Source organism: Micromonospora sp. NPDC049230 (assembly GCF_040647875.1).
Taxonomy (GTDB): Bacteria; Actinomycetota; Actinomycetes; order Mycobacteriales; family Micromonosporaceae; genus Micromonospora.
Genome location: NZ_JBEZCZ010000017.1, coordinates 1 through 26,470, shown reverse-complemented (window position 1 = coordinate 26,470; position 26,470 = coordinate 1). Strand labels below are relative to the sequence as shown.

Below are 26,470 nucleotides of genomic sequence, written 5' to 3'. Positions count from 1 at the left end.
ACCGTGCGCGAAACTCCTCTGACGCCTGTGAAGGTGGTGATCCACAGATGTCCACGGACACACCCGCTCCGGCCGCTTCCCAGTCGGACAAGTACCTGGCCGTACAACGGTCGGACGAATTCGCCGGGCTGCGGCGTGCGCTGCGCGGCTTCGTCTTCCCGATGACCGTCGCGTTCTTCCTGTGGTATGCGCTCTACGTCATTCTCTCCGCGTACGCCCGGGACTTCATGGGCACGAAGCTGTTCGGCAGCAACATCAACGTCGCACTGGTCTTCGGCCTGCTCCAGTTCGTCTCGACGTTCCTGATCGCCTGGCTCTACGCCCGGTACGCGGACCGGAAGATCGACCCCATCGCCGACCGGATCCGTGAAGAGATCGGGGAGGTGACCCATGAGCAAGGTCCTCGCGGTTGAGACGGTCCTCGCGGCCGAGGCGGGCAACCACACGGCCCGCAACCTGACCATCACGCTCTTCCTGGTCTTCGTGGCGGTGACCCTGGCCATCACCGTCTGGGCCAGCCGGCAGACCAAGACGGCGACCGACTTCTACGCCGGCGGCCGGTCCTTCTCCGGCTTCCAGAACGGCATGGCGATCGGCGGCGACTACATGTCGGCCGCGTCGTTCCTCGGCATCGCCGGCATCATCGCGCTGTACGGCTACGACGGCTTCCTCTACTCGATCGGCTTCCTGGTCGCCTGGCTGGTGGCCCTGCTGCTGGTCGCGGAGCTGCTGCGAAACTCGGGCCGCTACACGATGGCCGACGTGCTGGCCTTCCGGATGCGGCAGCGTCCGGTGCGTACGGCGGCGGCGGTCTCCACCATCACGGTGTCGATCTTCTACCTGTTGGCGCAGATGGTGGGCGCCGGTGCGCTCGTCGCGCTGCTGCTCGGCATCAAGCCGGGTACGACCTTCCTCGGCATGGACGCGGCGACCGCCAAGGTGGCGACCATCATCATGGTCGGCGCCCTGATGATCGTCTACGTGACCGTGGGTGGCATGAAGGGCACCACGTACGTGCAGATCGTCAAGGCGTTCCTGCTGATGAGCGGCGCGCTGCTGATGACCGTGCTGGTGCTGGCGAAGTTCCACTTCAACCTGTCGGAGCTGCTCGGCGCCGCCGCTGCCAAGTCCGGCAAGGGCGATGCTCTCCTGCAACCGGGCCTGCGGTACGGCGTGGAGGTCGCCGGAAACGCCACGCAGACGTTCTACAACAAGATGGACCTGCTCTCGCTCGGCATCGCCCTGGTGCTCGGCACCGCCGGTCTGCCGCACATCCTGATCCGCTTCTACACGGTGCCGACCGCCAAGGCGGCCCGTAAGAGCGTGCTCTGGGCGATCGGCATCATCGGCACCTTCTACCTGCTCACCCTGGCCCTGGGCTTCGGTGCGGCGGCGCTGGTCGGCAGCAAGGCGATCACCGACCAGGACAAGGCCGGCAACACCGCGGCGCCGCAGTTGGCCGAGGCGTTGGGTCTGGACTTCTTCGGCGGTGACCTGGGTGGGGCAGCCCTGCTCGCGATCATCGCGGCGGTCGCCTTCGCCACCATCCTGGCGGTGGTGGCCGGGTTGACCCTGGCCTCCTCGTCCAGCCTCGCGCACGACTTCTACGCGAACGTGATGAAGAAGGGGGAGGCGTCGGAGCGCCAGGAGGTCCGGGTCGCCCGGATCTCCGCCCTGGTGATCGGCGCGATCTCCATCCTGCTGTCGATCTTCGCGCAGAACCTCAACGTGGCGTTCCTGGTGGCGCTGGCCTTCGCGGTCGCCGCCTCGGGCAACCTGCCGGCGATCCTCTACAGCCTGTTCTGGCGGCGGTTCAACACCTCCGGCGCGGTGTGGGCGATCTACGGCGGTCTGCTCTCGGCAGTGCTGCTGGTGTTCTTCTCACCGGTGGTCTCCGGCGCGGCGACCTCGATGTTCCCGGATCACGACTGGCAGTGGTTCCCGCTGTCCAACCCGGGCATCCTCTCCATCCCGTTCGGTTTCCTGTGCGGGTGGATCGGCACCGTCATCTCCAAGGAGCACGACGAGGACAAGTACGCGGAGCTGGAGGTGCGCGCCCTCACCGGCGCTGGCGCCCACTGATCCACGCACCGGGCCCCCTGCTGACGCCACGCGTCCGCGGGGGGCCTCTCGCCGTTATCGGGGATCGGTAGGCTGACCAGCATGAAGGTTGTTGAGCGCTTCGGTTCCGGTCACCGCGTTCTCGTCACCGGCGGAGCTGGTTTCGTCCCGTCGCATCTGGTGGACGTGCTGATCGCCCGCGGTTGCGAGGTGGTGGCGCTGGACAACTTCGTGACCGGCTCCAAGGAGAACATCGCCCACCTGCTGGACCGGCCGACCTTCACGCTCGTCGAAGCGGACATCTCCGACGGCCTGCCGACCAACCACCCGGCACTGACCGAGCGGTTCGACGCGATCCTGCACATGGCCTCACCAGCCAGTCCCACCGACTTCGGCCAACTGCCGGTGGAGATCCTCCGGGTCGGCTCGGTGGGCACGCTGCACCTGCTGGAGCGCGCGGTCGCCGACGGCGCCCGGTTCCTGATGGCCTCCACCTCCGAGGCGTACGGGGACCCGAAGGAGCACCCGCAGCGCGAGACCTACTGGGGCAACGTCAACCCGATCGGGGTGCGCAGCGTCTACGACGAGGCGAAGCGGTTCTCCGAGGCGGCCACCATGGCGTACCACAGGTACCGCGGGCTCGACGCGGCGATCGTCCGGATCTTCAACACGTACGGCCCGCGGATGCGCCCGGACGACGGCCGGGCCATCCCCACCTTCATCTCCCAGGCGCTGCGCGGCGAGCCGATCACCGTGCACGGCAGCGGCAACCAGACCCGGTCGATCTGCTTCGTCGAGGATCTGGTGCGGGGCATCCTGCTGCTGCTCGACTCGACCGAGACGGGCCCGATCAACTGCGGCACCGAGCACGAGCTGTCCATGCGGCAACTCGCCGAGTTGATCGTGTCACTCTCCGGCAGCAGCTCGACGGTGACCTATGTCACTCGAAGCTCGGATGACCCGGAGATGCGGCGGCCCGATCTCACCCTGGCCCGCGAACTGCTCGGCTACGAGCCGACGGTGACGCCCGAAGACGGCCTGCGACGCACTATCGCGCACTTCCGGGCTCACCTCGGGTAACGCGACGGCGATCGCTGAGTGTCGGCTGAAGGCGGCAGTGGCTCCCGCTACGTACCCTGAGTGACATGTCTGCGACCTCGTCTGCCGGCGTCCCGCATCCGCACCTGCACCGCAGCTCCGGGCGCGCGTCGGTGCCCGGCCCCGATCGGGCCGCCTCCGGGCGTGCCCGTCCGACCGAGGCACGCTTCTACCCGCCGTACGACGAGGAGCAGCCCAGGCCCGGCGGCCCGGTGGGGCCACGGGGGCCCGGCGGGCTGGGTGGCCTGGGCGGGTCGGGGCGACGCGGGCCGCGACCCCGCTGGGGCCGGATCGCCCTCGTGGCGGGGGTCGCGGTGCTGGTGCTGGCGCTGCTCGGCAGCGTGGGCGCCTGGCTGTACGCGCGCAGCCTCAACGGCGACCTGGCCCGCACCGACCCGTTCGCGGAGATCACCGGTGGCCGGCCGGCCAAGACCGTCGACGGCGCGCTGAACATCCTGCTGGTCGGCAGCGACTCACGGGACCCGGACGCGCCGGTCGACGCCAAGAGTCAGTGGCGTGCCGACACGATCATCGTGATGCACATCCCGGCCGACCACCAGCAGGCGTACCTGGTCTCCATCCCGCGCGACCTCTACGTGCCGATTCCGGAGAGCGCCGGCGCGGACTGCGCCTCCGGCCAGCGCGCGAAGATCAACGCGGCGTTCGCGTTCGGCGGGCTGCCGCTGGCGGTTCGCACTGTGGAGTGCTTCACCGACGTGCGGATCGACCACGTGATGGCGATCGACTTCGGCGGCTTCAAGGAGGTCACCGACGCTCTCGGCGGGGTGGACCTGAAGGTGGAGCGGAACATCACCTCGATCCACAAGCCGTACCGGACGTTCACCAAGGGCACCAACCACATGGACGGCGCGGAGGCACTGGACTGGATCCGGCAGCGCAAGCAGTTCCCGGATGGGGACTTCGCCCGGATGCGGCACCAGCAGGAGTTTCTCCGGGCGCTGATGGACAAGGCGGCGAGCAGCGGCACGCTGGCGAACCCGGCGAAGCTCAACAACTTCCTCAAATCGGTGACCGCGGCCGTAACCGTCGACCAGGATTTCTCGGTTACCGATATGGCGGTGCAGTTCCGCAACCTGCGCGGCCAGAACCTCACCTTCGTGACCAGCCCGAACTCGGGCAGCGACACGATCAACGGCGAGTCGGTGGTGGTCTCCGACCGGGAGAAGGCGCTCGCCATGTACAAGGCCATGACGGCGGACACCATGGCGGACTGGGTCAAGGCCAACCCGCCGAAGGGCAAGGACGGCGGCTGACGGTGCCGGTCGGCCGCCGGGCTGACGGTCGCCCCGCCGTTCGACCCATCGAGGTACGACGATCGATCCACTCCGTGGGTAACCGACGTCCCGATTGACCCGTGATGAACTCGCCAAGTCGATTTGATGTACGTAGAGTGGTGCCGCCCCCTCCTGATCACGAGCTGGAGCACGCATGCCGGTTCAGGCCAGTCGTCGCCCTTCGTCCCCCGGGTCCGCCGCGCCCAGCGGCCGTGCCGCCGCGTCCATACCGGTCCAGGCGCACCCCTCACGTGGTGGACCGGGCGGTCGCCCGCCCGGCGGCGGCAATGGTGGTCGGGTCGTTGGCGGCGGGTCGGCGAAGAAGCGGACCAAGCGCAAGGACCCGCTGTGGGCCCGGCTGACAGTGGTGTTCGGGGCGGTGCTGATGCTCAGCAGTGGCGTGGGCATCGTCGGCGGCAAGGTGCTGATCGGTCAGGCGACCGGGGACATCGCGCAACGCAACCTGCTCGGTGACGCCAGCAAGTCCGACGCCGAGGGCGGGGCCAGTCTGGACGGCCCGATCGACATGCTGCTGCTCGGCGTCGACGCGCGGGAACGCTGGGCCGCCGACGACGTCCGCTCGGACAGCATCATCGTCCTGCACATCCCGGCCACGCACGACCAGGCTTACCTGATCTCCATCCCCCGGGACACCGAGGTGCAGATTCCGGCCCGCCCGAAGAACGGCTGGTCCGGCGGCAGCGCGAAGATCAATGCGGCCTTCGAGGTGGGAGCCCGCAACGGCGGCGGCTGGGAGGGCGGCGCCCAGTTGATGGCCGAGACGATCAAGGGACTCACCGGCGTCAGCTTCGACGGCGCGGCGATCATCAACTTCGGCGGCTTCAAGAACGTCATCGACACCCTCGGCACCGTGCGGATCTGCGTGAGTCACGAGGTGAAGTCCAAGCACATGTCGTTCGTCGACGGCAAGCCGATGTGGAACGCCGACGCCAAGAAGACCGGCAAGAAGATGACCCCGGTGGTGCACAAGAAGGGCTGCCAGCAGATGGAGGGCTGGGCGGCGCTCGACTACTCCCGGCAGCGCTACGGGCTGCCCGGTGGCGACTACGACCGGCAGCAGAACCAGCAGCAGCTGATCAAGGCGATGGCCAAGAAGGCCACCGACGGCGGGATGCTGACCAACCCGACCAAGCTCCAGCAGCTGATCAAGGCGGCCGGCAAGGCGTTCGTGCTGGACACCGGCGGCGCGTCGATCGAGAACTTCATCTTCACCATGCGTGGGGTGACCGCGAACGAGCTGACCATGTTGAAGACCAACAACGGCACCTTCAACGGCACCAGCAACGGCACCGAGGCGTTGAACGACGAGACGAAGGAGATGTTCCGAGCGGTCAAGCAGGACAAGCTCGCCGAGTTCGTCTTCGCCCACCCCGGGGTGATCTCCAACCGCAAGTGAGCGGTGCCGTCGGAAGTCCCGGAAAGCCGGCGACCATGCGGTCACCGCCCGTAACCTGACGTGAGCGGGTTTCACGTATCGGTCGCGGGGAGGCGGTCACGTCCAGGTGGGGACGGAACGTGGCGGGCCGAGCCGGATCGGCTCCGCCCCGCCGAGCACGCCGCGCCCGAGGGTCACGGATCATGCTCGGCATCGGCCTGACCCTCGTCCTGCTGGCCGGGCTCGCCGTGGTCGGCCTCAAGACGCTGAGCAACAGGTACGACCGCACTGTCACCAAGGAGCAGTTGCTCGACGCGGACGCCCGCACCGAGCGCACCGACCTGGACGGGCCCCTCAACTATCTCCTGGTCGGCTCCGACCGCCGCCCCGGCGGCAGCGGACCGGACCAGCGCTCCGACACCATCCTCATCGTGCACGTGCCGGCCGGCCAGCGGGAGGCGTACCTGGTCTCCGTGCCGCGTGACCTGCTCGTCGCCATCCCGCCCGCGAACGGCTTCGGCGGCGGACCGGACAAGATCAATGCGGCGTACGAGCACGGTGGCGGCGGAGCGGCCGGCGCCCAGCTACTCTCCGCCACCCTCAACCGGCTCACCGGAATCCGGTTCGACGGTGCCGCGTTGATCGACTTTTCCGGCTTCCGGAAGGTCATCGACCTGCTCGGCGGGGTGCGGATGTGCGTGGACACCGAGGTCCGCTCCATCCACACCAACCGGGTCTTCCCCGTCGGCTGCCAACAGATGGACGGGGCGCAGGCCCTGGACTACGTCCGACAGCGCTACGACCTGCCCGGAGGCGACTACGACCGGCAGCACCACCAACAGCAGTTGCTCCGGGCGATGCTGGACAGCGCCGGCAAGGCGGATCTGCGGAGCAATCCGGTCAAGTTGGACCAGGTGCTCCGCGCGGTGGGCGGCTCGCTGACTGTGGACACCAACGGCGTACCCCTGGAGGACCTGCTCCTCGCGCTGCGCGCGCTGCCGCCCGACGGGATGCGCGGCATCCAGGTGCCGTCGTCCCCACAGACCATCGACGAGGTCTCGTACGTGGTGTTGGACAACGGCGGCAACGGGCTGTTCGAGGCGGTGCGCGGCCGGCAGATGCCGTCGTGGGCGCAGGCCAACCCGCGCTGGGTGACCCGGTTGTGATGGTGCCGACGGCCAGGTCGCTGCCGAACCGGTCGACGAGGATCTAGTGTTGCTTCCTGTGTTCGGACCCCAGGTTCCCACAGTGCCCGTGACCGAGATCGCCGACGAGACCTACCTGCTGGATGTGCGGGAGGCCGACGAATGGGCGGCCGGCCATGCGCCCACCGCCCACCACCTGCCGATGATGGAGCTGCCGGCCCGGCTCGCGGAGGTGCCCACCGACCGGGACGTGGCGGTCATCTGCCGCTCCGGCGGGCGTTCCGCCCAGGTCGTCGCCTACCTGGTCAACAACGGCTGGGAGCAGGTGCGGAACGCCGACGGCGGAATGCGCCAGTGGGCCGCCGTCGGCCGTCCCGTGGTCGACGCGAACGGGCAGCCCGGCCAGGTCATCTGAGGCGGTCGGGATGGGTGGGCCACTTGTCTTCGCGCACCGCGGCGCCTCGTACGACCTTCCCGAGCACACCCTCGCCGCGTACCTGCGCGCTCTCGACGAGGGTGCCGACGGCCTGGAGTGCGACGTCCGGCTGACCCGGGACGGGCACCTGGTCTGCGTGCACGACCGGCGACTCGACCGCACCAGCAACGGTCGCGGTCTGGTCAGCGCGCGGACGCTCGCCGAACTGGAGGCACTGGACTTCGGCTCCTGGCATCCGGGCAGCGCGCCGGACGGGGACGTACCCCCGGACGACTCGCACACCCGGCTGCTGACCCTGACCCGGCTGCTGGACGCGGTGCTCGCCGCCGGCCGGCCGGTCCGGCTGCTGGTGGAGACGAAACATCCGTCCCGCTACGGCTCGAACGTGGAACGGCGGCTGGTCAGCCTGCTGCGTCGGTACGGGCTCGCCGACCCGGCACCGGACGACCCGGTGCAGGTCACCGTCATGTCGTTCTCCCCGCTGGCGGTCCGCCGGGTGCACGAACTCGCGCCGAAGCTGCCCACTGTGCTGTTGCTGGAGGTGTTGCCGCGTTGGCCGCGGCTCGGGCGGCTGCCGTTCGGCACCCGCATCGCGGGGCCGGGCATCGGCCTGGTCCGGGCCCGCCCGCAGCTGCTGCCCGCACTTCGCACGGCCGGCAACCAGGTGTACGTCTGGACGGTCAACGAGCCCACCGACCTCGATCTGGTGCTCGCCGCCGGGGCGGACGGGATCATCACCGATCGGCCGGGCTACGCCCTCGCCCGACTGGACCGCTGACCCGGCGGGGGTGCCCAAATCCAGGCCGGCGAGGCAGACTCGGCACATGCCGGAGCGTATCGATTTCCCCGCTCTCCTCACCGGTCACACAGTCGTGATCGAGATGATCAATTCGGGGGAGGCGGGCCTTCCGGTCCTCACCCAACTGCTGCGGGTGGCTCAGCCGTCCCTCGGCGCGACAGGTATGGCGTTCGTCGAGTTCGGTCCGACAGGTGGTCGCGTGATCGCCGCCACCGGCACGGCGGGTTGGGCCCTCGGCCGTCCGCTGGCGGCCGACGACCCGGACACTGTCTGCCTGCTCAACGGGCCACGGGTGCGCAACGTGCGGGTGGGCCACCTCAATGGCAAGTTGGCCGGCGAGCTGGCCGGCAGTGACCTGCGCTGGATGGTGGTCTCGCGGGCCGAGATCGGCGGCCACACGGTCGGCAGCCTGCACGCGCTCTATCCCGGCGACGACAAGCCGGACGCCGAGCGGCAGGGGGTGGTCGCCTACCTCGCGTCCTGCGTCGCGCACATGTACGGCGACCAGAGCGGCCTGCCGGTGCACGGTGACGGCCCGGTGGTGGCGGCACTCGCCGACGGGCTGGCCGTCGTCGACCGCGACGGGTACGTCCGCCTCTGGAACCCGGCCGCCGCCCAGGTCACCGGCCGACCGGTCGAGCAGGCGCTGAGCCGTCCACTGCCGTTTCCGTTGCCGCCCTCCGGTCAGGTCCGCGACCACCGGATGCCGGACGGCCGTTGGCTGCGGATCACCTCCGGCGAGTTGCCCGGCCCGGGCTCGTTGCGGGTGGTCACCTTCCGCGACATCACCGACCAGCAGCGCCGCGACCACGACCGGGAGCTGTTCGTCGCGGTGACCAGCCACGAGCTGCGCACCCCCGTCACCGTCATCAAGGGGTACGCGGACACCCTCACCGACCACTGGGAGTCGCTGACCGACGTCGACCGGCGGCAGGCCGCCCGGGTCATCGGGCAACGCGCCAACGAGTTGGCCCGGCTGGTCGACCGTCTCCTCAGCTCGGCGGCCGAAGCCGGGCCGGGCGACGATCCGCCCACCCCGTTCGACCTCGGCGAGGCGCTGCGCTCAGCAGTCCTGGACCTGCCGACGGAGTTGCGCCGCCGGCTGGTGCTCCGCCTCCCGGCCGACCTGCCCAAGGCGCTCGGCCACCGGCCCAGCCTGGCCACAGTGCTGACCGAGCTGACCACGAACGCCGGCAAATACTCCGCACCGGACTCTCCGATCGAGATCGCCGCCTCGCCAGACGGTCAACTTGTGGCGTTCCGGGTCAGCGACCGGGGCATCGGCATCCGACCGGAGCACGTGGAGCGGGCGTTCGACAGGTTCTGGCAGGGCGAGTCCGGCGACCGACGCGGCTACCCGGGGGCAGGGCTCGGCCTCTATCTCGTCCGCCGAATCGTTGAACAACAGAATGGATGGGTATCCCTACGTCCGAGGACCGGCGGCGGTACGGTCGCAGAGGTGCGGCTACCGCGCGGCTGAGCGAGGGTGGCGCGACGTGGAGGCAACGGTGGCAGCGGCAGCGAGGGATCGGGCGTGGTGCGTGGTGGTTCCCCACCACCCGGCCGGGGCACGGCTGGCCCGGCACCGGCTCGCCGGTGAGCTGGCGGACGTCGTACCCCCGATGCTCCTCGCGGATCTGATCGCGGTGCTCGCGGAGTTGGTGGGCAACGCGGTGCGGCACGCCCGGCCGCTGCCCGGTGGAGTGGTCCGGGTGGCCTGGCGGTTGCGGCCCTCGGCCCAGGGCGCCCTGATCCAGCTCGGGGTCACCGACGGCGGCGCGAGCACCGCGCCACGGCTCCGGACGGCCAGCGCCGACGCGGCCGACGGGCGGGGGCTGCACATCGTGGCCGGGCTGGCCACCCGCTGGGGCGTCGAACGGGACGGGATGGGCCAGCGGGTCTGGGCCGAGTTCGACCCAACCCCACCCCCACCCCCAACCCCCACCCAAACCCCCCACCCCAACCTGGTCCCTGCGGGCCAACCCCGTTGATCATGAGGTTATTGCCATGACACGCCGGGCGGGGTGACAACAACTCCATGATCAAGGAGCGATAGGACGGGGTGGGCGGGTCCGGCACCACGCGCCGGCGGTTGGGGCTCTAGGCTTTGACGCCGTGAGTAAGCGTCGAAAGAGCCAGCGCACCACCGCCGACACCACCCCCCGCCGCGAGAAGGTGCGCGACGTCTTCGTGCCGCGCCCGTTCGACGGGCTCGTCGACGAGGTCGAGTGGATCGCGCTCCGCGAGTTGGTGCCCGCCGCCTCCGCGCCGCTGCGGCTGACACCCGCCCTGGTCGAGGAGTTCGGTGACCGGCCGGCGACGCTCGCCACTGTGCTGCCGATGGCCGCCCCGGCGATCACCAAGCCGGACGGCCGGGTGCTCATCGGCCTCCAGCGCCACCAGCAGTCCGGTGATGTCTCCCGGGATCTGGCCGAGGCGCTGCTCAGCGCGCTGCGCACCGAGCCGGGTGGCCAGGTGACAGTGCCGCCGCTGCCCGGCCCCGGCCCCCGCCTCCAGGACATCCTCGTGGACGGCCCCCTTGAGGTCGCCCTGCACGAGGGCTTCGAGTTCTGGCTCGACCCCGGGGCTGCCGACGATCCGACAGTCCAGGCGTCGCTGGAGCGGGCGAACGCGGCCATCTACCCGACGGTGCGGCTGACCGCGGCGAAGGCCGCGTACTGGTGCCAGGTCCCGGAGAAGGCACACGTGCGCTGGGTGCTGCCGGACGACGAGGACGCCGCCCTGGACGCGCTGGCCCGCCTCGGTGCCGCCGGCACGCTGACGCTCGGCGAGCAGACCAAGTTCGCCGGCATGTTCCGCGCACACGGTCGGCTGGTCCCGGTCTGGGACCTGCCGGAGGAGACTCCGGCGGCCGAGTGGGAGGAGCCGGTGGCGCAGTTCGCCAAGCGGTACGCCGAGGCACTCGCCGCCACCGACCCGCTCGACGCCGCCGGCCGGCGTGCCCGCCAGGGGCTGCTCGGCCGCCAACTCACCCTGCGCTGAGCGCGGTCGTCCTCGCTGGGCCGGGCGTCTTCCGGCTCGGCCTCCCCGCGCGGCCTGGCGAGATCGGCCTCGCCCGGCCGCGCACGGTCGTGCCGCCCGGCCGGGCACGGTCGTGCCGCCCGGCCGGGCACGGTCGTTCGGGGCCGGACGGCGCGCGGTCAGCCGGCGACGGGCAGCGGGTCGCGGGTGATCGGGCAGGACATACAGCGCGGCCCGCCACGGCCGGAGCCCAACTCGGAGCCGGCGATCGGGATCACCTCGATGCCGGCGCGTTCCAGTTGGGCGTTGGTCTCGGTGTTGCGCTCGTAGCCGACGCAGAGCCGGGGCGCCAGCGCGAGGGTGTTGTTGCCGTCGTCCCACTGCTCGCGTTCCGCGGTCACCGGGTCCAGCCCGGTGTCGATGACCCGCAGCAGGTCGAGGTCCATCGCGTCGGCGGCGGCCCGCAGGAACGGCGCGGGCCCGTCCACCCGCGGGTCCGCACCATCCGCGCCGGCAATCACTGTGTACGCCGACAGCGTGCTCGCGATGTTGGGATACATCAGCACGGCGTCCACGTCGACCATCGTGCAGACCGTGTCGAGGTGCATGGTGGCGCGCTTCTGGGCGATCGGCACCACCAGGATGGTGTGGGCGAGCCCGGCGGCGAAGACCTGCCGGGCGAGGCGTTCGGCGCCGGCCGGTGTGGTCCGCTCACCCACCCCGACCGCCAGCACCCCGGGTGCGAGCAGCAGCACGTCGCCGCCCTCCAGGTGCTCAAGGTTCGGGCGGTAGACGAACTCGGTGCCGGCGAAGCGGGGATGGTGGCGGTAGATGGCGTCGGTCAGGGTGGTCTCGCGTCGGCGGGCCGGCATGGCCAGGCTCGTCACACCGACCCGATCGCCGATCCACAGCGACGAGTCGCGGGTGAACAACAGGTTGGGTAACGGATCGATAACGAAGTCGTGTCGATCCATCAGCGTGTAGACAAGCCCGCCCGGTCGCGCCGAGCTGATCCGCAGTTCCTCGTGGGCCAGCCCGGCGGTGAGCACGTCGGCCAGGGCTGCCGGGTCGAGGTAGGAGAGATGGTCGGCGACACGGGCCCGCAGGGTGTCGCCGAGCCGCCGGGAGCGCAGCACCTCCTCGGTGAGTTCGGCGCGGGCGTCCGCGACGGCCAGCGTCTCGGCCAGCAGGGTCGCCAGGTAGAGCACCTCGACCCCACGATCGCGCAGGGCGGTGGCGAACGCGTCGTGCTCCTCCTGGGCGCGTCCGACCCAGGGGATCGCGTCGAACAGGAGTGAGTCGTTGTTGCGTGGGGTGAGCCGGGCCAGCTCGGGGCCGGGCCGGTGCAGCAGTACGGTGCCGAGCCGGCCGACTTCACTGTCGACGTATTGGGTCACTCCCGCAGCGTAGGGCAGGGTTTGGCGGCATCCGAGAAAAGAACTGTGGATGAATATGGCATTCATCCGTAGTCACTCCGGCGCTCCGGCTTGCCGAACACCGGTAGTGGCAACGTAGGGTAGTGAGGACATAACTTCGAGGGACCTTTTGCCGGAGGTCGCGATGACTGTCTTTCCCGCACGACGAGCCGTACCGTCCGCTCGGGCACTGCCGCCCGTCGCGGTGCCACACCCCCGCGTCGAGTCGCCAGGGGTTCTCGAACCGGTCCGTCCGACACCGCTCGAATGGGCTCGCCGCCGTCGTGCCGAGCGGGGTGCGCGCCGCCTGGAGGCAGCCGGCGCACGGGCACTGGGCCAACTCGACCACCTCGGGCCGGCCTGGCACGTCATCGAGTGGCCCCGCACGGATGTCACAGACGTCCTCGATCGCGGTCAGGACGAGCGGGCCGGGTTCCTCGCCATCGGGCCGAGCGGTCTCTTCGCCGTGACCATCGCCGATCACGGCCGGGCCAGGGTCCTCGTCGCCGGTGACGTCGTGCAGATCAACGGCAAGCGTCCACCGTACGTGGCCGAGTCCCGCCGGGACGCCAAGCGGGCCAGCAAGGCCCTCTCCGACGCCGTGGGGCTGCCCGTCCCGGTGACGCCGGTGCTGACCTTCGTCGGCTCCGGCGTGATCAGCGTCTACGGCCTCCCCAAGGACTGTCTGATGGCCACCCACCGAGAGCTGGACCGGCTCCTCGTGGCTGGTGGCAGCCGGATCAGCCCCGCCACTGCCGAGAAGCTCTCCCGGGTCGCACAGCATCCCAGCACCTGGCTGAACGGCACGTACCGTCCAACAGCCGACTACCGGTGGTACGACGAGGGCCGAACGGCCGCTGACAAGCCGGCCCACCGCCGGTAACGTCACCGTCGACGCCACGCGGCTCCGGTCCCCCCGACTACCCACCGGTCTCCGCGCCGTCACCGGTCGCCTCGGTTCACACTGCGCGACTCGGTGACCCGGTGCGCTCGGTGATTCCGTCGGCGACCCGCTAGCGTGGACAGTCGATCGGTGCACATAGGAGGCGCGGTGGCCCACGTCGAACTTTCGCTCTCAGAAGCGTTCGTGCCGGCGGCGCGGGCCTCGACGGAGCCGGAGTCCGGCAACGTCGGTCAATGGTCCTCGACAGTCTCCCGGGCCGACGAGCCGTGCTTGCTGATCGACACCGACACCCTGGTGGTGGCGATCTCCACCGCCGGCTGCCAGTTGCTCTGCCTGGGCGAGCCGGATGTCCTGATCGGGCGACCGCTGCTCGACGGAGGGCTGCGCCTCCTCGACTTCACCGCCAACCGGGGCGAGCTGACCGAGGCCGAGATCGACAAGATCCCGCCCCTGCTGGCGCTCACCTCCGGTCGTCTCGCCCGGGGGCTGCTCCGGGTGCAGGGCGCCTCGGCGAACAGCTCCGACGCGACAGTCGACGCGATCTCCACGCCGGTGCTCACCGACGGTGTCGTGGCCGGTTCGCTCACCTTCTTCTCCGAGGTCTGACCTGCGACAAAGCCGCACACGGCGTTGCTGGCCCAGCGCCGCGCGAGTAGGCCGTAAGGTGCCCCCATGCTCGATATCGCAGTGCTGCCAGGGGAGTACGCGGTGTGGCGGTTGGCCGCCGGCACCGCCCTGCCGTACGCGTTGTCGAGCGGGCTGAGCGGCACCGACGTGGTGACGGTGAGCTGGACCTCCGATGGGATCTCGGTGATCTGCCCGGCGGATCGGGTTCCGGCGCAGGCCGTGGTGGAGACCGCCTGGCGCTGTCTACGGGTCACCGCCCCGGCCGACATGGCCAGCACCGGCAGCCTGGCCGCGCTCGTCGATCCGCTCGCCGAGGCACGGGTCAGTGTTGTCACGTTCTCCACCTTCGACACCGACTACCTGCTGGTGCCGGCCGTCCGGCTGACCGAGGGCACGGCCGCGCTACAGCGTGCCGGGCACCGCGTCACCGGCTGAACTTCACCCGACCGGCCGCTGACCCTACGATGGGCTCGGCCACCCCGGCCGCGACGAATTCTCCGATGTCCCGAGGATCGGCCCGTGCCGTTCACCCCGCCCCGCCCCTCGTCTCCCCCACCGCGGGCGACGGCCTACCTCCCACCGGCGACACGTGGCCGGGCATCCGAGCACGTCCCCACGCGGGCCACCGCCCGGATCCGACCGGTCGCGCTCGCGGTGCTCGCCGTCGCGGTGCTCGCCGGGTGCGGCGCCCCACCCGAGTTACGGGAGCCGACTGTCGCGCCCACCCGCACCGCGGCCCCGACGACACCTGGCCCGAGCACCGCACCCACCACGCCGCCGGCCACCGCACCGCCATTGGGCACGCTCACGCCCACCCCCGACGCCGGGCTGGTCGCGATCGCCTGCCGGAACGGGCCGACCGGCCAGCGGGTGGTGCAACTGTTGCGCGGCCGGGCCGGAGTGCTTCCGGCAGACGTCCGGGTCCAGGTCCGCACCGGGCCGCTCTGCGCCGCCGAGTGGCAGTACACAGTCCTCCAGGTGACCGGGCACGAGGAACTCCAGGTGGTCACCCGGGGCCCGGCCGCCGCGCCGACCCTGGTCACCGCCGGCACCGACGTCTGCTCCATCGAGGTACGCGCCACCGGCCCGGCCGGGATCCGCGCCCTCGCCTGCGACGCCGCTCCGGCCAGCCGGCCGAGTGCGTAGGCTGACCGGCATGCCGGGAACACCGCCGACACGCTTCGTCTACCTCGGGCCGGAGGGCACCTTCGCCGAGCAGGCTCTGCGCACCCTTCCCGCCGCCGAGCGCGGCACCCGTACGCCCGCCCGCAGCGTCGGGGAGGCACTGGACAGCGTCCGGACCGGAGACGCCGACGCCGCGCTGGTGCCGCTGGAAAACTCGATCGGCGGCGCGGTGGGCGTCACGCTCGACGAGATGGTCGAGGGCGAGCCATTGGTGATCACCCGAGAGGTGATCCTGCCGGTGGCGTTCGTGCTCGGCGCTCGACCCGACACTTCGCTGACCTCGATCCGCACCGTGGCGGCCCATCCGCAGGCGTCCACCCAGTGCCGGGGCTGGCTGCGCGACCATCTGCCCGACGCCGTGGTGGTCGACGTGCTCTCCAACGGCGCGGCGGCGGCCGGCGCCGGCGCCGGGGCGTACGACGCCGCGATCTGCGCACCGATCGGAGCGGCCCGCCACCGGCTCGTGACACTCGCCGACAAGATCGCCGATCATCCGGACGCGGTGACGCGGTTCGCGCTGGTGGCCCGCCCCGGGCCACCCCCGCCGCCGACCGACGACGACCTCACCTCACTGGCGGTCTACATCGCGCACGACCGGGTCGGCGCGTTGCTGTCGGTGCTGATGGAGCTTGCCGTCCGCGGCGTCAACCTGACGCGCATCGAGTCCCGCCCCACCGGCGAGGCACTGGGCCGGTACGTCTTCTTCCTGGACTGCACCGGCCACGTCGCCGACGTACGACTGGGCGAGGCGTTGCAGGGGCTGCGCCGGGTCTGCGCGGAGGTCCGCTTCCTGGGCTCGTACCCCCGGCACCGGTGGGTTGAGGCGGCGCGCGATCGGCCGGTGCCCGCTCCGGCGGGCCTCTCCGACGCCGACTACGTCGACGCGGCGGCCTGGCTGACCCGACTGCGCACTGGTGAGTTGACCTGACCGGGCGGGGCGTCCCCGGAAGATGGGAACGCCCGCCCGCCCGCGTCTGATCAGCTCAGCAGACCGCCGAGCAGACCGCCCTCCTGCTGCTGCTGACCGCTGCCCATGACCGGCGGCTCCTCGGACGGCTGCACCACCACGAAGCCCTGACCGGCGAAGCTCATCGTGAACGACTCACCGGTGCGCCGACCCAGCAACGTGCCGAGGCCCAGTTGCTCGGCCCGGTGGTAGCCGGTCTGTAGGTTGGCCGACCAGCACACCGCGGCCTGCGGGTCGACGTAGGTGGGGGCGTCCACGTTGAGCACGACCGGGGTGCCCTTGGTGGTGATGGCGATCCGGCCGTGGCCGCTGAACACACAGTTGAACAGGCCGGACGATGAGGCCATCCCGGCGCCGCCGACCATCCTGATGTCGTACTGGAGGGTCGAGTCGAAGGCGAGCACGCTGGAGCCGTTGATGGAGAGGGCATCGCCCGGCTCCAGGTCGATGATGTGCACGTCCTTGGCCAGCTCGGCGAGGAAGACGTCACCGTGGCCGGAGACCTTCATCAGGGGGACGCCCTCGCCGGTGAGCTTCTGCTTGAGAAACTTGCCGAGCCCGCCCGAGCCGAGCGCCTGGAACTGCACATTTCCCTGGTAGGCGACCATCGACCCGACCCGGGCCATCGCCTCGCCGTTGAGTTCGATCTTCAACATCTTGGAGTTCTGCAGCCGCATGCCGGGCTGCGCGGACTCCTTCTCCAGATTCTCCGCGGAGAACAGCTCACTGCGCATGAAAGGGTGCCTCCTGACAGGGTTGCGATTGCTGCACCGAAGGTAGGCGACCAGGGCAACCACGGGCCATCGGCCGAGCGGCGCCCGCGGCTGTCGGAGGGCTCAGCCCCAGCCCAGGGCGTGCAGCCGATCGTCGTCGATGCCGAAGTGGTGCGCGATCTCGTGCACGACGGTCACCGCCACCTCGTCGACGACATCGTCGTCGTTGTCACAGATTCGCAGGATCGGGTGGCGGTAGATGAAGATCCGGTCCGGCAACACGCCGGAGTAGTCCCAGCCGCGGCTGGTGAGGGCGTGGCCCTCGTAGAGGCCGAGCAGGTCGCGCTCGCCCTGCGGCGGGTCGTCCTCGACGAGGATCACCACGTTGCTCATCAGGCCGAGCAGTTCCTCGGGCACCTCGTCGAGGGCGTCGGCAACCAGCTCCTCGAAGCGCTCGCGGGTCATGTCTACCGGCACGGCACCCATTCTGCCCGACGACGCACCCGTTGGGCCGGTCGAGACGTACCGTCGATCGGGTCCGCAGGCTCACGGAGAGAGTGACCGCCGCCCAGGGGCGGGCGGAGACCCTCGTCCGTGAACGAGCGGTTGTGGGTCGACCGGCTCTTGTGGGTCGACCGCTCAGGAGGCCAGGCGCGCGTCGAGGGTGATCTCGGCACCCGGCGAGAGCAGGCGGGAGATCGGGCAGTTGGCCTTGGCGGCCTCGGCGAGCTTCTGGAACTCCGCGTCGTCGATCCCCGGGACCTGGCCGACGGTCTCCAGGTCGATCCGGGTCACGGTCATGCCGGCGTCGGTCTTGTCCAGGTGGACCTTGGCGGTGGTCTCGACCGAGGTGGCCGTCGAGCCGGCGTCGGCGAGCGCCTTCGAGAACGCCATCGAGAAGCAGCCGGCGTGCGCGGCGGCGATCAGCTCCTCGGGGTTGGTGCCCTCGCCCTCCTCGAAGCGCGACTTGAAGGAGTAGTTGCCCGACAGGCCGCCCTTACCGGTGCGGACCGTGCCGGAGCCCTCGGTGAGATTGCCCTGCCATTGTGCTGAAGCGGTACGGATAGGCATGAGGAGAACGCTAGCGGAAAGGTGACCGTCGAGCGACCGACCGGCACGGACGCCTGCCCTGCGATCCCTGTCACGATCGCCTGGCTGTGCCATGATGCGACCCAGGTCCGTGACCGGCGGAGGGATGGCCGATGTCCGACGAGCTTCCGATCCCCCGGCAGGGCGACCGGTCCGAGGAGCCGGCCGTGATCGAGTGGGGTGCTGTCGACCCGGCTCCGCGGCAGCGGTTCGGCTGGTCCCTGGCCGGTTTCGCACAGGACCCTCGGCTGCCCCTGCTGCTCGCCGGTCTGGGCGCGGTCGCCGGGGTCGCCTCGCTGGTCGGGGAGTGGCTGGTGATGAGCCTGCCGAACGGCGGCGGGCCCGAGGGTGAGGGCACGATCGAGGTGCCGGCCGGGGTGTCCGAGGTCGGCGGCTTCGGCGTTGGCTACCTGGTCGGGCTGCTCGGTCTCGTCTGCACCGTGGCGCTGGCCCTGCGGGGCACGGCGGCCGTGCGGCCGAACGCCCGGCTGGCCGGTCTCACCCTGGCCGGTGCCCTGTTGGCGGTGCTGATCGCCGCCACGGCCACCCTCAACGACCCCGGCCAGCGCAACTTCTTCTACTCGCCCCCGGACGGTTTCCGGGCCGAATACGGCCGTGGGCTGGTGATGGCGTTCGCCGCCTGTGTGCTGTTCGCGGCCGCCCTGCGGCTGGCCCCCGCCACATCCCCCGGCCCGTCCGCCGGGCCACCGGACGATGACAGGCCCGCCGACGGGCCGCCGTCGCGACCCTGGCGCCGCCGCCGCAACCCCGACCCCATCGAGTACGGCCCACCAGCCCCAACCGACCTGACAGTCACCCCCGCCGCCCCCTTCGCCCACCCCGACCCCCAGCCCTAAACCCCACGCCCCACCGCCCCACCGTGTCTCGCGTCCCGCGCCTGCGCGCTGCGCCGCGATGCTCGCCCCCTGCGCCCGGCTGGCGCAAGACCCTCACAACATCAGGGAAAGTGCTGCCTCAAGGCATCCGGAGGCAGCACTTTCCCTGATGTTGTGGCCTGATCGGGGCGGGTGGCCTGATCCGGGCGGCGGGGCTGCTCGTCAACCCGCACTCCTCGTCGATCATGGAGTTGTGGTGGGCGACAAAAAACCCTAATAGCACCAAACCAGGCACCAGGACTCCATGATCGACGGGGAAAGCGGCGGGGCGGCGGGGCGGCGGGGGCGGGGGCGGGGGCGGGGGCGGGGGCGGGGGTGGGGGCGGGTAAGGGTGGGGCGGGGTGGGGGCTTGGGTGGTTTGTTCGCGTCCGATTCGTCTGGAAGCCATGGATGCGACCCTTTGCGCGAGGTACGGTTGCTGCCCGCCGTGACGCCGGGTCTCCTCAACAGAAGGGGACAGCAGGTGCGACGGCGGCGGGCGAAGGAGGAACGATGACCCGCCCGGGCCTGCCCAAGCTGATCGCGACCGACCTCGACGGCACGCTGGTGCGCAGCGATGACACCGTCTCCGCGTACACCCATGGGGTGCTCGACCGGGTGCGGGCCGCCGGGATCCCGGTGGTCGGCGCGACCGGTCGCGGCCCTCGGCTGACCGAGTTGACCCGCAACGACATCCGGGCCGCGGACTTCCTGGTGATGGCCGGCGGCGGCCGGGTGGTCGACCAGAGCGACCCGGCCGGCCCCGTGGTGCTCCGCGACGAGCGGCTGCCCGCCGAGGTGCTGGCCGGGCTACTCACCGACCTGGAGGCCGAGGTCGGCCCGTTGACCGTGATGGTCGAAGCGTCTGACGAGCACGATGCTCCGCTCTGGGGCGACTACCACGAGAGCTGGCCCTACCAGGACCGCTTCGAGGCGCGCACGCGCGACGAGTGCCTCGCCTGCGACGTGATCAAGGCGTTCGCCCGGACCGCCGACCACCACGTGGACGAACTGCTGGCGGTGGCCCGCCGGATCGTCCCGCCGCAGGTGGCCACGCTCACCCAGGCCGGGCTCGGCTTCATCGAGATCTGCCCGCCGGGCGTGGACAAGGCGACCGGGCTGACGGTGGTGGCACAGAGTCTCGGGGTGGACCCGGCGGACGTGCTGGTCTTCGGTGACATGCCCAACGATCTGCCGATGTTCGAGTGGGCCGGCTGGTCCCGGGTGGCGGTGGCCAACGCGCACCCCGCCCTGCGTGCCGCCGCCGACGAGGTGACCCTGCGCAACGACGACGACGGTGTGGCGGTATATCTGGACCGGCTACTGTCCCGGTGATGGGAGAGACACCCGGCCTGATCGCCACCGACATCGACGGCACGCTGATCCGCGACGACCACACCGTCAGCCCCCGCACCGCCGACGTGCTCGCGCGGATCTCCGCGCGAGGCACGCCCGTCGTCCTGGTCACCGGCCGCCCGGTCCGCTGGCTCAAGATGGTGTACGACCAACTGGCCCAGCCGCTGCCGGCGGTCTGCGCCAACGGTGCCGTGGTCTACGACCCATTCTCCGACGAGGTGGTGCGGGCTGACCCGCTCGCCCCGCACCACCTGGCCGAGGTGGCCCGACGGCTACGGGCCGAGGTGCCCGGGATCAGTTTCGCCGTGGAGATCCTGGACAGCCGGGAGATGCGGCACGAGGCGCACTACCCGCTGCGCTGGGACGTCGACCCGGAGGGCATCCGACCGATCGAGACGCCGGAGGAGCTGCTCTCGGTGCCGGCGGTGAAGCTGCTCGCGCGGGCCGGCGAGCAGGACCCGGACGCCTTCGCCGAGCTGATCGCCACGGCGGTGGCGGGGCTGGCCGAGGCCACGCACTCGTCGTCCTCCGGCCTGGTGGAGATCTCGGCGGCCGGGGTGACCAAGGCAGCCGGGCTCGCCTGGTACTGCGACCAACTCGGTGTGGCCGCGGCAGACGTGCTGGCCTTCGGCGACATGCCCAACGACGTGCCGATGTTGACCTGGGCCGGCCGGGGCGTGGCGGTGGCCAACGCGCACCGCGCCGTCCTGGCGGTCGCCGACGACGTGACGACGGCGAACACCGAGGACGGCGTGGCGGCGTACCTGGAGAAGGTTTTCGGGGTGGACTGAGGGTTACAGGTACTGGCCGGTGTTGTGGCCCTCGCCGCCGCCCGGTTGGCCGATGCCGGACATCCCGGGGACGATCCCGCCGGGGCCACTGGGCAGCGCCTGCCGGCCACCGCGCATCTGCTCCAACTGCACCCGGGCGGCCATCTGCTGGGCCACCAGGGCCGCCTGGATGCCGTGGAACAGGCCCTCCAGCCAGCCGACAAGCTGGGCGTGCGCGATCCGCAACTCGCCCTCGCTGGGGGCCTTGTCCTCGGTGAAGGGCAGCGAGATGCGCTCCAGCTCGTCGCGCAGCTCGGGGGCGAGGCCCTCCTTGAGCTCGACGATCGACCGCTCGTGGATCTCGCGCATCCGGTTGCGGCTGGCGTCGTCGAGAGGTGCGGCTTTCACCTCCTCCAGCAACTGCTTGATCATGCTGCCGATCCGCATCACCTTGGCCGGCTGTTCGACCAGGCGGGTCGGGTCCTCACCCTGGCCCTCGTCGGTCTGCATCGTCCCGATCGGCCGGCCGTCCGGACCGACCACCACGACAGTGCCGGGGTGGCCGGAGTCGTCGGTGCCGGGCTCGTCGTCCTGTCCAGCTGAGCGCGCTTCGGTCATGGGGTCCATCTTTACCCAGCGGGCTGGACCGGTGGCGCCCGGGACCGACTACCGGGACCGAACCACCCGCGCGGGCGCGCTACCGTCGCGCCATGCCTGTCGACCCGCGCGCCGTGTTGACCCGGCCCGCACCGGAGCCCGACCGGACCGTGGCGTACGGCGACCACCCGGATCAGGTGGCCGACCTGCGGCGTCCGGCGGGAGTTGGTCCGGCGCGCCCGCTGGTCGTCGTCCTGCACGGCGGTTTCTGGCGGGTCGAGTACGACAGACGACACACCGACCCGTTGGCCGCCGCGCTCGCCGCCGACGGTTATCCGGTGGCGCAGCTGGAATACCGGCGGACCGGGCAGCCGGGAGGTGGGTGGCCGGGCACGTTGACCGACGTGCTGACCGGGGTGGCCGAGCTGCCCGGGCTGGCCGCCGAGGCGCTGCCCGACCGGGTGACCCAGGTCGCGCCGATCCTGGTCGGGCACTCCGCCGGTGGTCACCTGGCGCTGTACGTGGCGGCCACCGCGCCGGCGACGGTGGGTGGGGTGCTCGCCCTGGCCCCGGTGGCCGACCTGGGCGAGGCGTACCGGCGGGACCTGGACTCGGGTGCGGTGGCCGCGCTGCTCGGCGGCGGCCCGGCCGAGGTCCCGGACCGGTACGCGGCGACGGATCCACGGTTACTGGTGCCGACGCGGACACGGACGGTAGTTGTGCACGGCTCGGAGGATCAACAGGTTCCGGTGGAGATGAGCCGGGGGTTCGTCGCGGCGGCAACCGCCGCGGGATCCGATATCTCCCTTGTTGAGCTGCCCGGATGCGAGCATTTCGGGCTGATCGATCCGGAGTCCACCGCCTGGCCCCGCGTCGTCGCTGAGTTGCGGTCCCTGCGGGTTGATCACTAGCCATTGACGCAGCGTCGCGGACCAGGTAGAACGCCGGAGGGGCGGTGTTCAGCCCTGCAACGCTCCTTGGAAGGAACTCGGTGTCGCAGATGAATCGCAGGCGGGCGCTCCAACTGTTGGCCGCGCTCGGTACCACCGGGTTCGTCGCCGGATGTGGCTCCGACACCGACCCCGAGCCGACTGTCAACCGCAGCCCGATCAAGATCGGGCTGATCACGCCCCAGGCCGGTGGTTTCAAGAGCATCGGCGATGACATCACCAACGGCTTCCAGCTCTTCCTCGACCTGCACGACAAGCGGCTGGGCGGCCACCCGGTGGAGCTGTTGACCGCCGACGAGGGCGACACCGCGAAGACCGGCAAGGCCGCCGTGGACGGCCTGCTCAAGCAGGGTGTGCTGGCGCTCACCGGGGTGGTCAACTCGGCGGTGATGGTCGGCATCCGGGACACCGTCGAGCAGGCCAAGGTCCCGCTGATCGGCTCCAACGCCTCGCCGAGCAGCCTCCAGAGCGTGTTCTACATCTGGCGGACGTCGTACGTGCTGGACGAGGCCGGCAAGGCGCTGGGCCGCTACCTGCGCGACCAACTGCCCGCCAACGGCCGGGTGGCGATCATCATGCCGGAGAACGTCGGCAGCCCGGACGTGGTGCGAGGCTTCCGGCAGGAGTTCGGCGCGACCGACCCGCGAATCAGCGACCCGGTCACCTACACCAGCGCCAACCCCAACCCCGGCAAGACCACGTTCTCGGCGGACATCAGCACCGCGCTGGCCAAGGAGCCCACGGCGGTCTTCTGCTTCTTCGCCGGCGCCGCCGCAGTGGAGTTCATCAAGCAGTTGCGGGAGAAGTTCGCCGGGCCGATCTACGCACCCGGCTTCCTCACCGAGGGCACAGTGCTGGAAAGCCTGAAGGAGAACGCGCTGGGCATCCAGACCGCGCTGAACTACTCGGCCGACCTGAACAACACGTCCAACCGGGTCTTCGCCTCGGCCTACCGCAAGAAATACCAGGTCACCCCCACCACGTACGCGATGGCGTCGTACGACGCGGCGCAGGTGCTCGACCAGGCGATCCAGCTGACCGGCGGCTCGCCCAACCCGCAGCAGGTCAACCTGGCACTCGGCAGGATCGGCCAGATCGACAGCCCGCGCGGCATCTGGCAGTTCAACCAGCCGCGTACCCCACAGCAGAAGTGGTACCTGCGGGAGGTGCAGCGCGACGGCCAGGTCATGTCGAACGTGCTGATCAACGAGCTGGCCACGCTGGGCTGAGCCCGCAGCGACGACAGGGTCGGCCTCCCGTCGGGGAGGCCGACCCTGTCGTACGGGGAGTCAGTGCCGCAGCTCGGCGATGCAGCACTTCACGCTGCCGCCGCCCTTCTTCAGCTCGGCCAACTCGACGGGAACCGGGGTGTAGCCGGCCGCCTTCAGTTTGCCGGCGAACCGGGTCGCCTCGCTGTTGAGCACCACGTTCGCGCCGTCGCTGACCAGGTTGAGCCCGAAGGCCAGAGCGTCTTCGTCGTCGGCGAGCACCGCGTCCGGGAAGAGCTGGGTGAGCACCCGCTGGCTGGCCGCGGAGAACGCGCCCGGGAAGTAGGCGACGTTCGAGTCGTCGATGGCCGCGAGTGCCACGTCCAGGTGGTAGAAGCGGGGGTCGATCAGACGCAGGGACACCACCGGCCGGCCCAGCGCCTCCTGCGCCTCACCGTGCGCCGGAAGCTCGGTGCGGAAGCCGTGCCCGGCGAGGATGAGGCCGCCGTGCGCCTCCGGCACGTACGCGAAGTCGCCCTCGCCCTCGTTTGTTTCGCCCGGTGCGACGAACCGCCAGCCCTGCGACTCGTAGAAGGCGTGGTGGGCGGCGGCCTCGGCGGCCCGCTGCTCGTGCCTGAACCGAGCGCCGTACACGCTGCCGTCCACCACGAAGGCGCCGTTGGCGGCGTAGACCATGTCGGGCAGGCCCGGCTCGGGTGTGAGCAGGTGCACCTCGTGGCCGAGACCGACGAGCGTCTCGTGCAGCCGGTCCCACTGTTTGACGGCCAGGTCCCGGTCGACGGGCGTGGTCACGTCCATCCACGGGTTGATCGCGTACTCGACCGCGAAGTGCTCGGGCGAGCACATGAGATATGTCCGCTTTCGCGGGACTCGCTGCTGGTTCACGGTCACCAAGAGTAGGTACCGTGGAACTTTGGTAACAGCCACAACCGTTGCTTCTCAGAGGCGGAACGTTGCAGATAGACGCGGTAGACCAGCGGATCATTGCGTTACTCGTCGCCGACGCCCGTGCGTCGTACGCCGACATCGGCAGCCGGGTGTCACTCTCCGCCCCGGCCGTCAAGCGGCGCGTCGATCGGCTACGCGCCACCGGCGTGATCCGGGGATTCACGGCCGTGGTGGACCCGGCCGCCGTCGGCTGGACCACCGAGGCGTTCGTCGAGTTGTTCTGCGCCGGCCGGACCACCCCCGCCCAGATCGGCGTGGCCGCCCGGCGACACCCGGAGGTGGTCGGCGCCTACACCGTCTCCGGGGAGGCGGACGCGCTCGTGCACCTGCGCGCCGCCGACATCGCCCACCTGGAGGCGGCGCTGGAGCGGCTGCGCGCCGAGTCCTTCGTGACCTCCACCCGCAGCACGATCGTGCTGTCCCGCCTGGCCGAGTCCCCGGGCGTCGGCCCGTCGCCCCGCACCGCTTGACCTCAACCCTGGTTGAGGCGCTCCGCTGTCCCCGAGTGGACGCCGTCACGGTTCGAGGGGGACTTCATGCGGGCGATCCGGTTACGTGAGTGCGGCGGGCCCGAGGTGCTGGTGCCCGGCACCGCGACCGACCCGACACCCGGCCCTGGTCAGGTGCTGATCGACGTCGCGCACGCGAACATCACCTTCGTCGAGACGCAACAGCGCGCCGGCCGGCGCGGGCCGTTCCAGGTCACCCCGCCCCTGATCCCCGGCAACGGCGTGGGCGGAGTGATCGCCGCCGTCGGCCCGGACGTCGACCCGGCGCAGCTCGGGCGGCGGGTGGTCAGCGCGACCGGCGGCTCCGGCGGATACGCCGAACGAGCGGCGGTCGACGCCGCCGCGCCGATCGAGGTGCCCGCCGAGCTGGCCCTGGACGAGGCGGTGGCACTGCTGGCCGACGGGCGTACCGCCACCATGCTTGTCGAGGCGGTCGGCATCCGCCCCGGCGACCGGGTGCTCGTGGAAGCGGCCGCGGGCGGCGTGGGCAGCCTCCTGGTACGACTCGCGGCCCAGGCCGGTGCCCGGGTGATCGGCGTCGCCGGTGGGCCGCGCAAGGTGGACCTGCTGCCCGGCCTGGGCGCCGAGCTTGCCGTCGACTACCTCCAACCGGACTGGGCCGACCGCGTGCGGGCCCCGCTGGGCGGCGTCGACGTGGTGTTCGACGGGGTCGGCGGCGCGGTGGCCCGAGCGGCCTTCGACCTGCTGGACCCGGGCGGTCGCATGGTCAGCTTCGGCCTGGCGAGCGGAGAGTGGTCGCCGGTGTCCGCGGAGGCCGCCACGGCCCGGCAGGTCACCCTGGTACGGCCGGACACGTCACCCGCACAACTGCGGGCGTACACCCGGCAGGCCCTGGCCGGCGGTGCCGCCGGCCGCCTGCGCCCGCTCATCGGCCAGCGATTCCGGCTGGAACGCGCCGCCGACGCGCACGCCGCCATCGAGGCGCGCGCGACGGTCGGCAAGACCCTGCTGGACGTCTAAGGCCTGTTTCATGAGGGCGGTCGAGCCGAGGCGGAGTCCGGGAGGCGATCCGGCAAGGCGCGGTTTCGTCCGGATACCGGTGTTGTTTGCGGCCGGAACCCCAACCCCCCCGGGGGGGGGCCGGGGCCCCCCCCGGCCGGCCC

29 protein-coding genes are annotated in these 26,470 nt (G+C 71.0%); 23 read left to right on the top strand and 6 right to left on the bottom strand.

The window, feature by feature from the left end; all coding sequences use genetic code 11:
• Positions 1–47: 47 nt before the first annotated feature.
• The 11 genes from AB0A95_RS16515 (at position 48) to AB0A95_RS16465 (ending at position 11,233) form a co-directional block, all read left to right on the top strand.
• Entirely contained in the window at positions 48–413 is a 366-nt protein-coding gene (locus tag AB0A95_RS16515) for a DUF485 domain-containing protein (RefSeq protein ID WP_357556578.1), read from the top strand.
• On the top strand, positions 391–2,082 hold the full coding sequence (locus tag AB0A95_RS16510) for a cation acetate symporter (protein WP_357556577.1): 1,692 nt from the start codon (positions 391–393) through the stop codon (positions 2,080–2,082). The genes AB0A95_RS16515 and AB0A95_RS16510 overlap by 23 nt, the downstream gene beginning before the upstream one ends.
• An 81-nt stretch (positions 2,083–2,163) precedes the next feature.
• Positions 2,164–3,141, top strand: a complete 978-nt coding sequence (locus tag AB0A95_RS16505; RefSeq protein ID WP_357556576.1) for an NAD-dependent epimerase/dehydratase family protein — start codon at positions 2,164–2,166, stop codon at positions 3,139–3,141.
• Between the two features lie 65 nt (positions 3,142–3,206).
• Entirely contained in the window at positions 3,207–4,433 is a 1,227-nt protein-coding gene (locus AB0A95_RS16500) for an LCP family protein (RefSeq protein WP_357556575.1), read from the top strand.
• 175 nt (positions 4,434–4,608) lie between these two features.
• Positions 4,609–5,871, top strand: a complete 1,263-nt coding sequence (locus AB0A95_RS16495) for an LCP family protein (RefSeq protein ID WP_357556574.1) — start codon at positions 4,609–4,611, stop codon at positions 5,869–5,871.
• Positions 5,872–6,053: 182 nt separating this feature from the next.
• Positions 6,054–7,016 carry an LCP family protein gene (locus AB0A95_RS16490; RefSeq protein WP_357556573.1) on the top strand — a complete coding sequence of 321 codons (963 nt, stop codon included), beginning with the start codon at positions 6,054–6,056 and terminating at the stop codon, positions 7,014–7,016.
• 58 nt (positions 7,017–7,074) lie between these two features.
• The gene (locus tag AB0A95_RS16485) at positions 7,075–7,410 is read left to right on the top strand and encodes a rhodanese-like domain-containing protein (RefSeq protein WP_357556572.1); all 336 of its coding nucleotides are present in this window, start codon (positions 7,075–7,077) and stop codon (positions 7,408–7,410) included.
• A gap of 10 nt (positions 7,411–7,420) precedes the next feature.
• Entirely contained in the window at positions 7,421–8,209 is a 789-nt protein-coding gene (locus AB0A95_RS16480; protein WP_357556571.1) for a glycerophosphodiester phosphodiesterase family protein, read from the top strand.
• Positions 8,210–8,255: 46 nt separating this feature from the next.
• The gene (locus AB0A95_RS16475) at positions 8,256–9,710 is read left to right on the top strand and encodes a PAS domain-containing sensor histidine kinase (RefSeq protein WP_357556570.1); all 1,455 of its coding nucleotides are present in this window, start codon (positions 8,256–8,258) and stop codon (positions 9,708–9,710) included.
• A gap of 61 nt (positions 9,711–9,771) precedes the next feature.
• Positions 9,772–10,221: an ATP-binding protein gene (locus AB0A95_RS16470; protein ID WP_357556668.1), complete on the top strand. Its 450-nt coding sequence runs from the start codon at positions 9,772–9,774 to the stop codon at positions 10,219–10,221.
• 124 nt (positions 10,222–10,345) lie between these two features.
• On the top strand, positions 10,346–11,233 hold the full coding sequence (locus AB0A95_RS16465; protein ID WP_357556569.1) for a DUF5926 family protein: 888 nt from the start codon (positions 10,346–10,348) through the stop codon (positions 11,231–11,233).
• Between the two features lie 158 nt (positions 11,234–11,391).
• On the opposite strand, the gene AB0A95_RS16460 is transcribed toward AB0A95_RS16465, so the two are convergent.
• The gene (locus tag AB0A95_RS16460; protein WP_357556568.1) at positions 11,392–12,609 is read right to left on the bottom strand and encodes an arginine deiminase; all 1,218 of its coding nucleotides are present in this window, start codon (positions 12,607–12,609) and stop codon (positions 11,392–11,394) included.
• Between the two features lie 163 nt (positions 12,610–12,772).
• Here AB0A95_RS16460 and AB0A95_RS16455 point away from each other — a divergent pair, with 163 nt between their 5' ends.
• From AB0A95_RS16455 to pheA, 5 genes are all read left to right on the top strand, one after another.
• Positions 12,773–13,510 carry a hypothetical protein gene (locus AB0A95_RS16455; RefSeq protein ID WP_357556567.1) on the top strand — a complete coding sequence of 246 codons (738 nt, stop codon included), beginning with the start codon at positions 12,773–12,775 and terminating at the stop codon, positions 13,508–13,510.
• A gap of 168 nt (positions 13,511–13,678) precedes the next feature.
• Positions 13,679–14,137, top strand: a complete 459-nt coding sequence (locus AB0A95_RS16450) for a hypothetical protein (protein ID WP_357556566.1) — start codon at positions 13,679–13,681, stop codon at positions 14,135–14,137.
• Between the two features lie 66 nt (positions 14,138–14,203).
• Positions 14,204–14,593, top strand: coding sequence for an ACT domain-containing protein (locus tag AB0A95_RS16445; protein WP_357556565.1), 390 nt, complete (start codon positions 14,204–14,206; stop codon positions 14,591–14,593).
• Between the two features lie 84 nt (positions 14,594–14,677).
• Positions 14,678–15,304: a hypothetical protein gene (locus AB0A95_RS16440; protein ID WP_357556564.1), complete on the top strand. Its 627-nt coding sequence runs from the start codon at positions 14,678–14,680 to the stop codon at positions 15,302–15,304.
• A gap of 10 nt (positions 15,305–15,314) precedes the next feature.
• Entirely contained in the window at positions 15,315–16,271 is a 957-nt protein-coding gene (pheA, locus tag AB0A95_RS16435) for a prephenate dehydratase (protein ID WP_357556563.1), read from the top strand.
• A gap of 50 nt (positions 16,272–16,321) precedes the next feature.
• On the opposite strand, the gene AB0A95_RS16430 is transcribed toward pheA, so the two are convergent.
• The 3 genes from AB0A95_RS16430 to AB0A95_RS16420 all read right to left on the bottom strand — a co-directional run bounded on the left by AB0A95_RS16430 (position 16,322) and on the right by AB0A95_RS16420 (position 18,094).
• Entirely contained in the window at positions 16,322–17,044 is a 723-nt protein-coding gene (locus tag AB0A95_RS16430; RefSeq protein ID WP_357556562.1) for an AIM24 family protein, read from the bottom strand.
• A 102-nt stretch (positions 17,045–17,146) separates the two neighbouring features.
• The gene (locus AB0A95_RS16425) at positions 17,147–17,509 is read right to left on the bottom strand and encodes a metallopeptidase family protein (RefSeq protein WP_357556561.1); all 363 of its coding nucleotides are present in this window, start codon (positions 17,507–17,509) and stop codon (positions 17,147–17,149) included.
• A gap of 153 nt (positions 17,510–17,662) precedes the next feature.
• Positions 17,663–18,094, bottom strand: coding sequence for an OsmC family protein (locus AB0A95_RS16420; RefSeq protein ID WP_357065949.1), 432 nt, complete (start codon positions 18,092–18,094; stop codon positions 17,663–17,665).
• 131 nt (positions 18,095–18,225) lie between these two features.
• Between AB0A95_RS16420 and AB0A95_RS16415 the strand changes: the two genes are divergently transcribed.
• The 3 genes from AB0A95_RS16415 (at position 18,226) to AB0A95_RS16405 (ending at position 21,134) form a co-directional block, all read left to right on the top strand.
• Positions 18,226–18,969: a hypothetical protein gene (locus AB0A95_RS16415; protein ID WP_357556560.1), complete on the top strand. Its 744-nt coding sequence runs from the start codon at positions 18,226–18,228 to the stop codon at positions 18,967–18,969.
• Between the two features lie 531 nt (positions 18,970–19,500).
• Complete coding sequence (locus AB0A95_RS16410) at positions 19,501–20,322, top strand: HAD family hydrolase (RefSeq protein ID WP_357556559.1); 822 nt, start codon at positions 19,501–19,503, stop codon at positions 20,320–20,322.
• Complete coding sequence (locus tag AB0A95_RS16405; protein ID WP_357556558.1) at positions 20,322–21,134, top strand: HAD family hydrolase; 813 nt, start codon at positions 20,322–20,324, stop codon at positions 21,132–21,134. Before AB0A95_RS16410 ends, AB0A95_RS16405 begins: the two co-directional genes overlap by 1 nt.
• A 3-nt stretch (positions 21,135–21,137) precedes the next feature.
• Here the strand turns inward: AB0A95_RS16405 and AB0A95_RS16400 are convergent, their stop codons facing one another.
• Entirely contained in the window at positions 21,138–21,740 is a 603-nt protein-coding gene (locus tag AB0A95_RS16400) for a bacterial proteasome activator family protein (RefSeq protein ID WP_357065961.1), read from the bottom strand.
• A gap of 83 nt (positions 21,741–21,823) precedes the next feature.
• On the opposite strand from AB0A95_RS16400, the gene AB0A95_RS16395 reads away from it, so the two are divergent.
• Positions 21,824–22,621 carry an alpha/beta hydrolase gene (locus tag AB0A95_RS16395; protein WP_357556557.1) on the top strand — a complete coding sequence of 266 codons (798 nt, stop codon included), beginning with the start codon at positions 21,824–21,826 and terminating at the stop codon, positions 22,619–22,621.
• 80 nt (positions 22,622–22,701) lie between these two features.
• Positions 22,702–23,889, top strand: a complete 1,188-nt coding sequence (locus AB0A95_RS16390; RefSeq protein ID WP_357556556.1) for an ABC transporter substrate-binding protein — start codon at positions 22,702–22,704, stop codon at positions 23,887–23,889.
• Between the two features lie 60 nt (positions 23,890–23,949).
• Here the strand turns inward: AB0A95_RS16390 and ddaH are convergent, their stop codons facing one another.
• On the bottom strand, positions 23,950–24,783 hold the full coding sequence (gene ddaH / locus AB0A95_RS16385; protein WP_357556555.1) for a dimethylargininase: 834 nt from the start codon (positions 24,781–24,783) through the stop codon (positions 23,950–23,952).
• 59 nt (positions 24,784–24,842) lie between these two features.
• On the opposite strand from ddaH, the gene AB0A95_RS16380 reads away from it, so the two are divergent.
• Both AB0A95_RS16380 and AB0A95_RS16375 read left to right on the top strand, forming a co-directional pair.
• Positions 24,843–25,307 carry an Lrp/AsnC family transcriptional regulator gene (locus AB0A95_RS16380; RefSeq protein WP_357556554.1) on the top strand — a complete coding sequence of 155 codons (465 nt, stop codon included), beginning with the start codon at positions 24,843–24,845 and terminating at the stop codon, positions 25,305–25,307.
• A 66-nt stretch (positions 25,308–25,373) separates the two neighbouring features.
• A complete protein-coding gene (locus AB0A95_RS16375) occupies positions 25,374–26,327 on the top strand; it encodes a zinc-binding dehydrogenase (RefSeq protein WP_357556553.1) in 954 nt (317 codons plus the stop codon).
• Positions 26,328–26,470 lie beyond the last annotated feature (143 nt).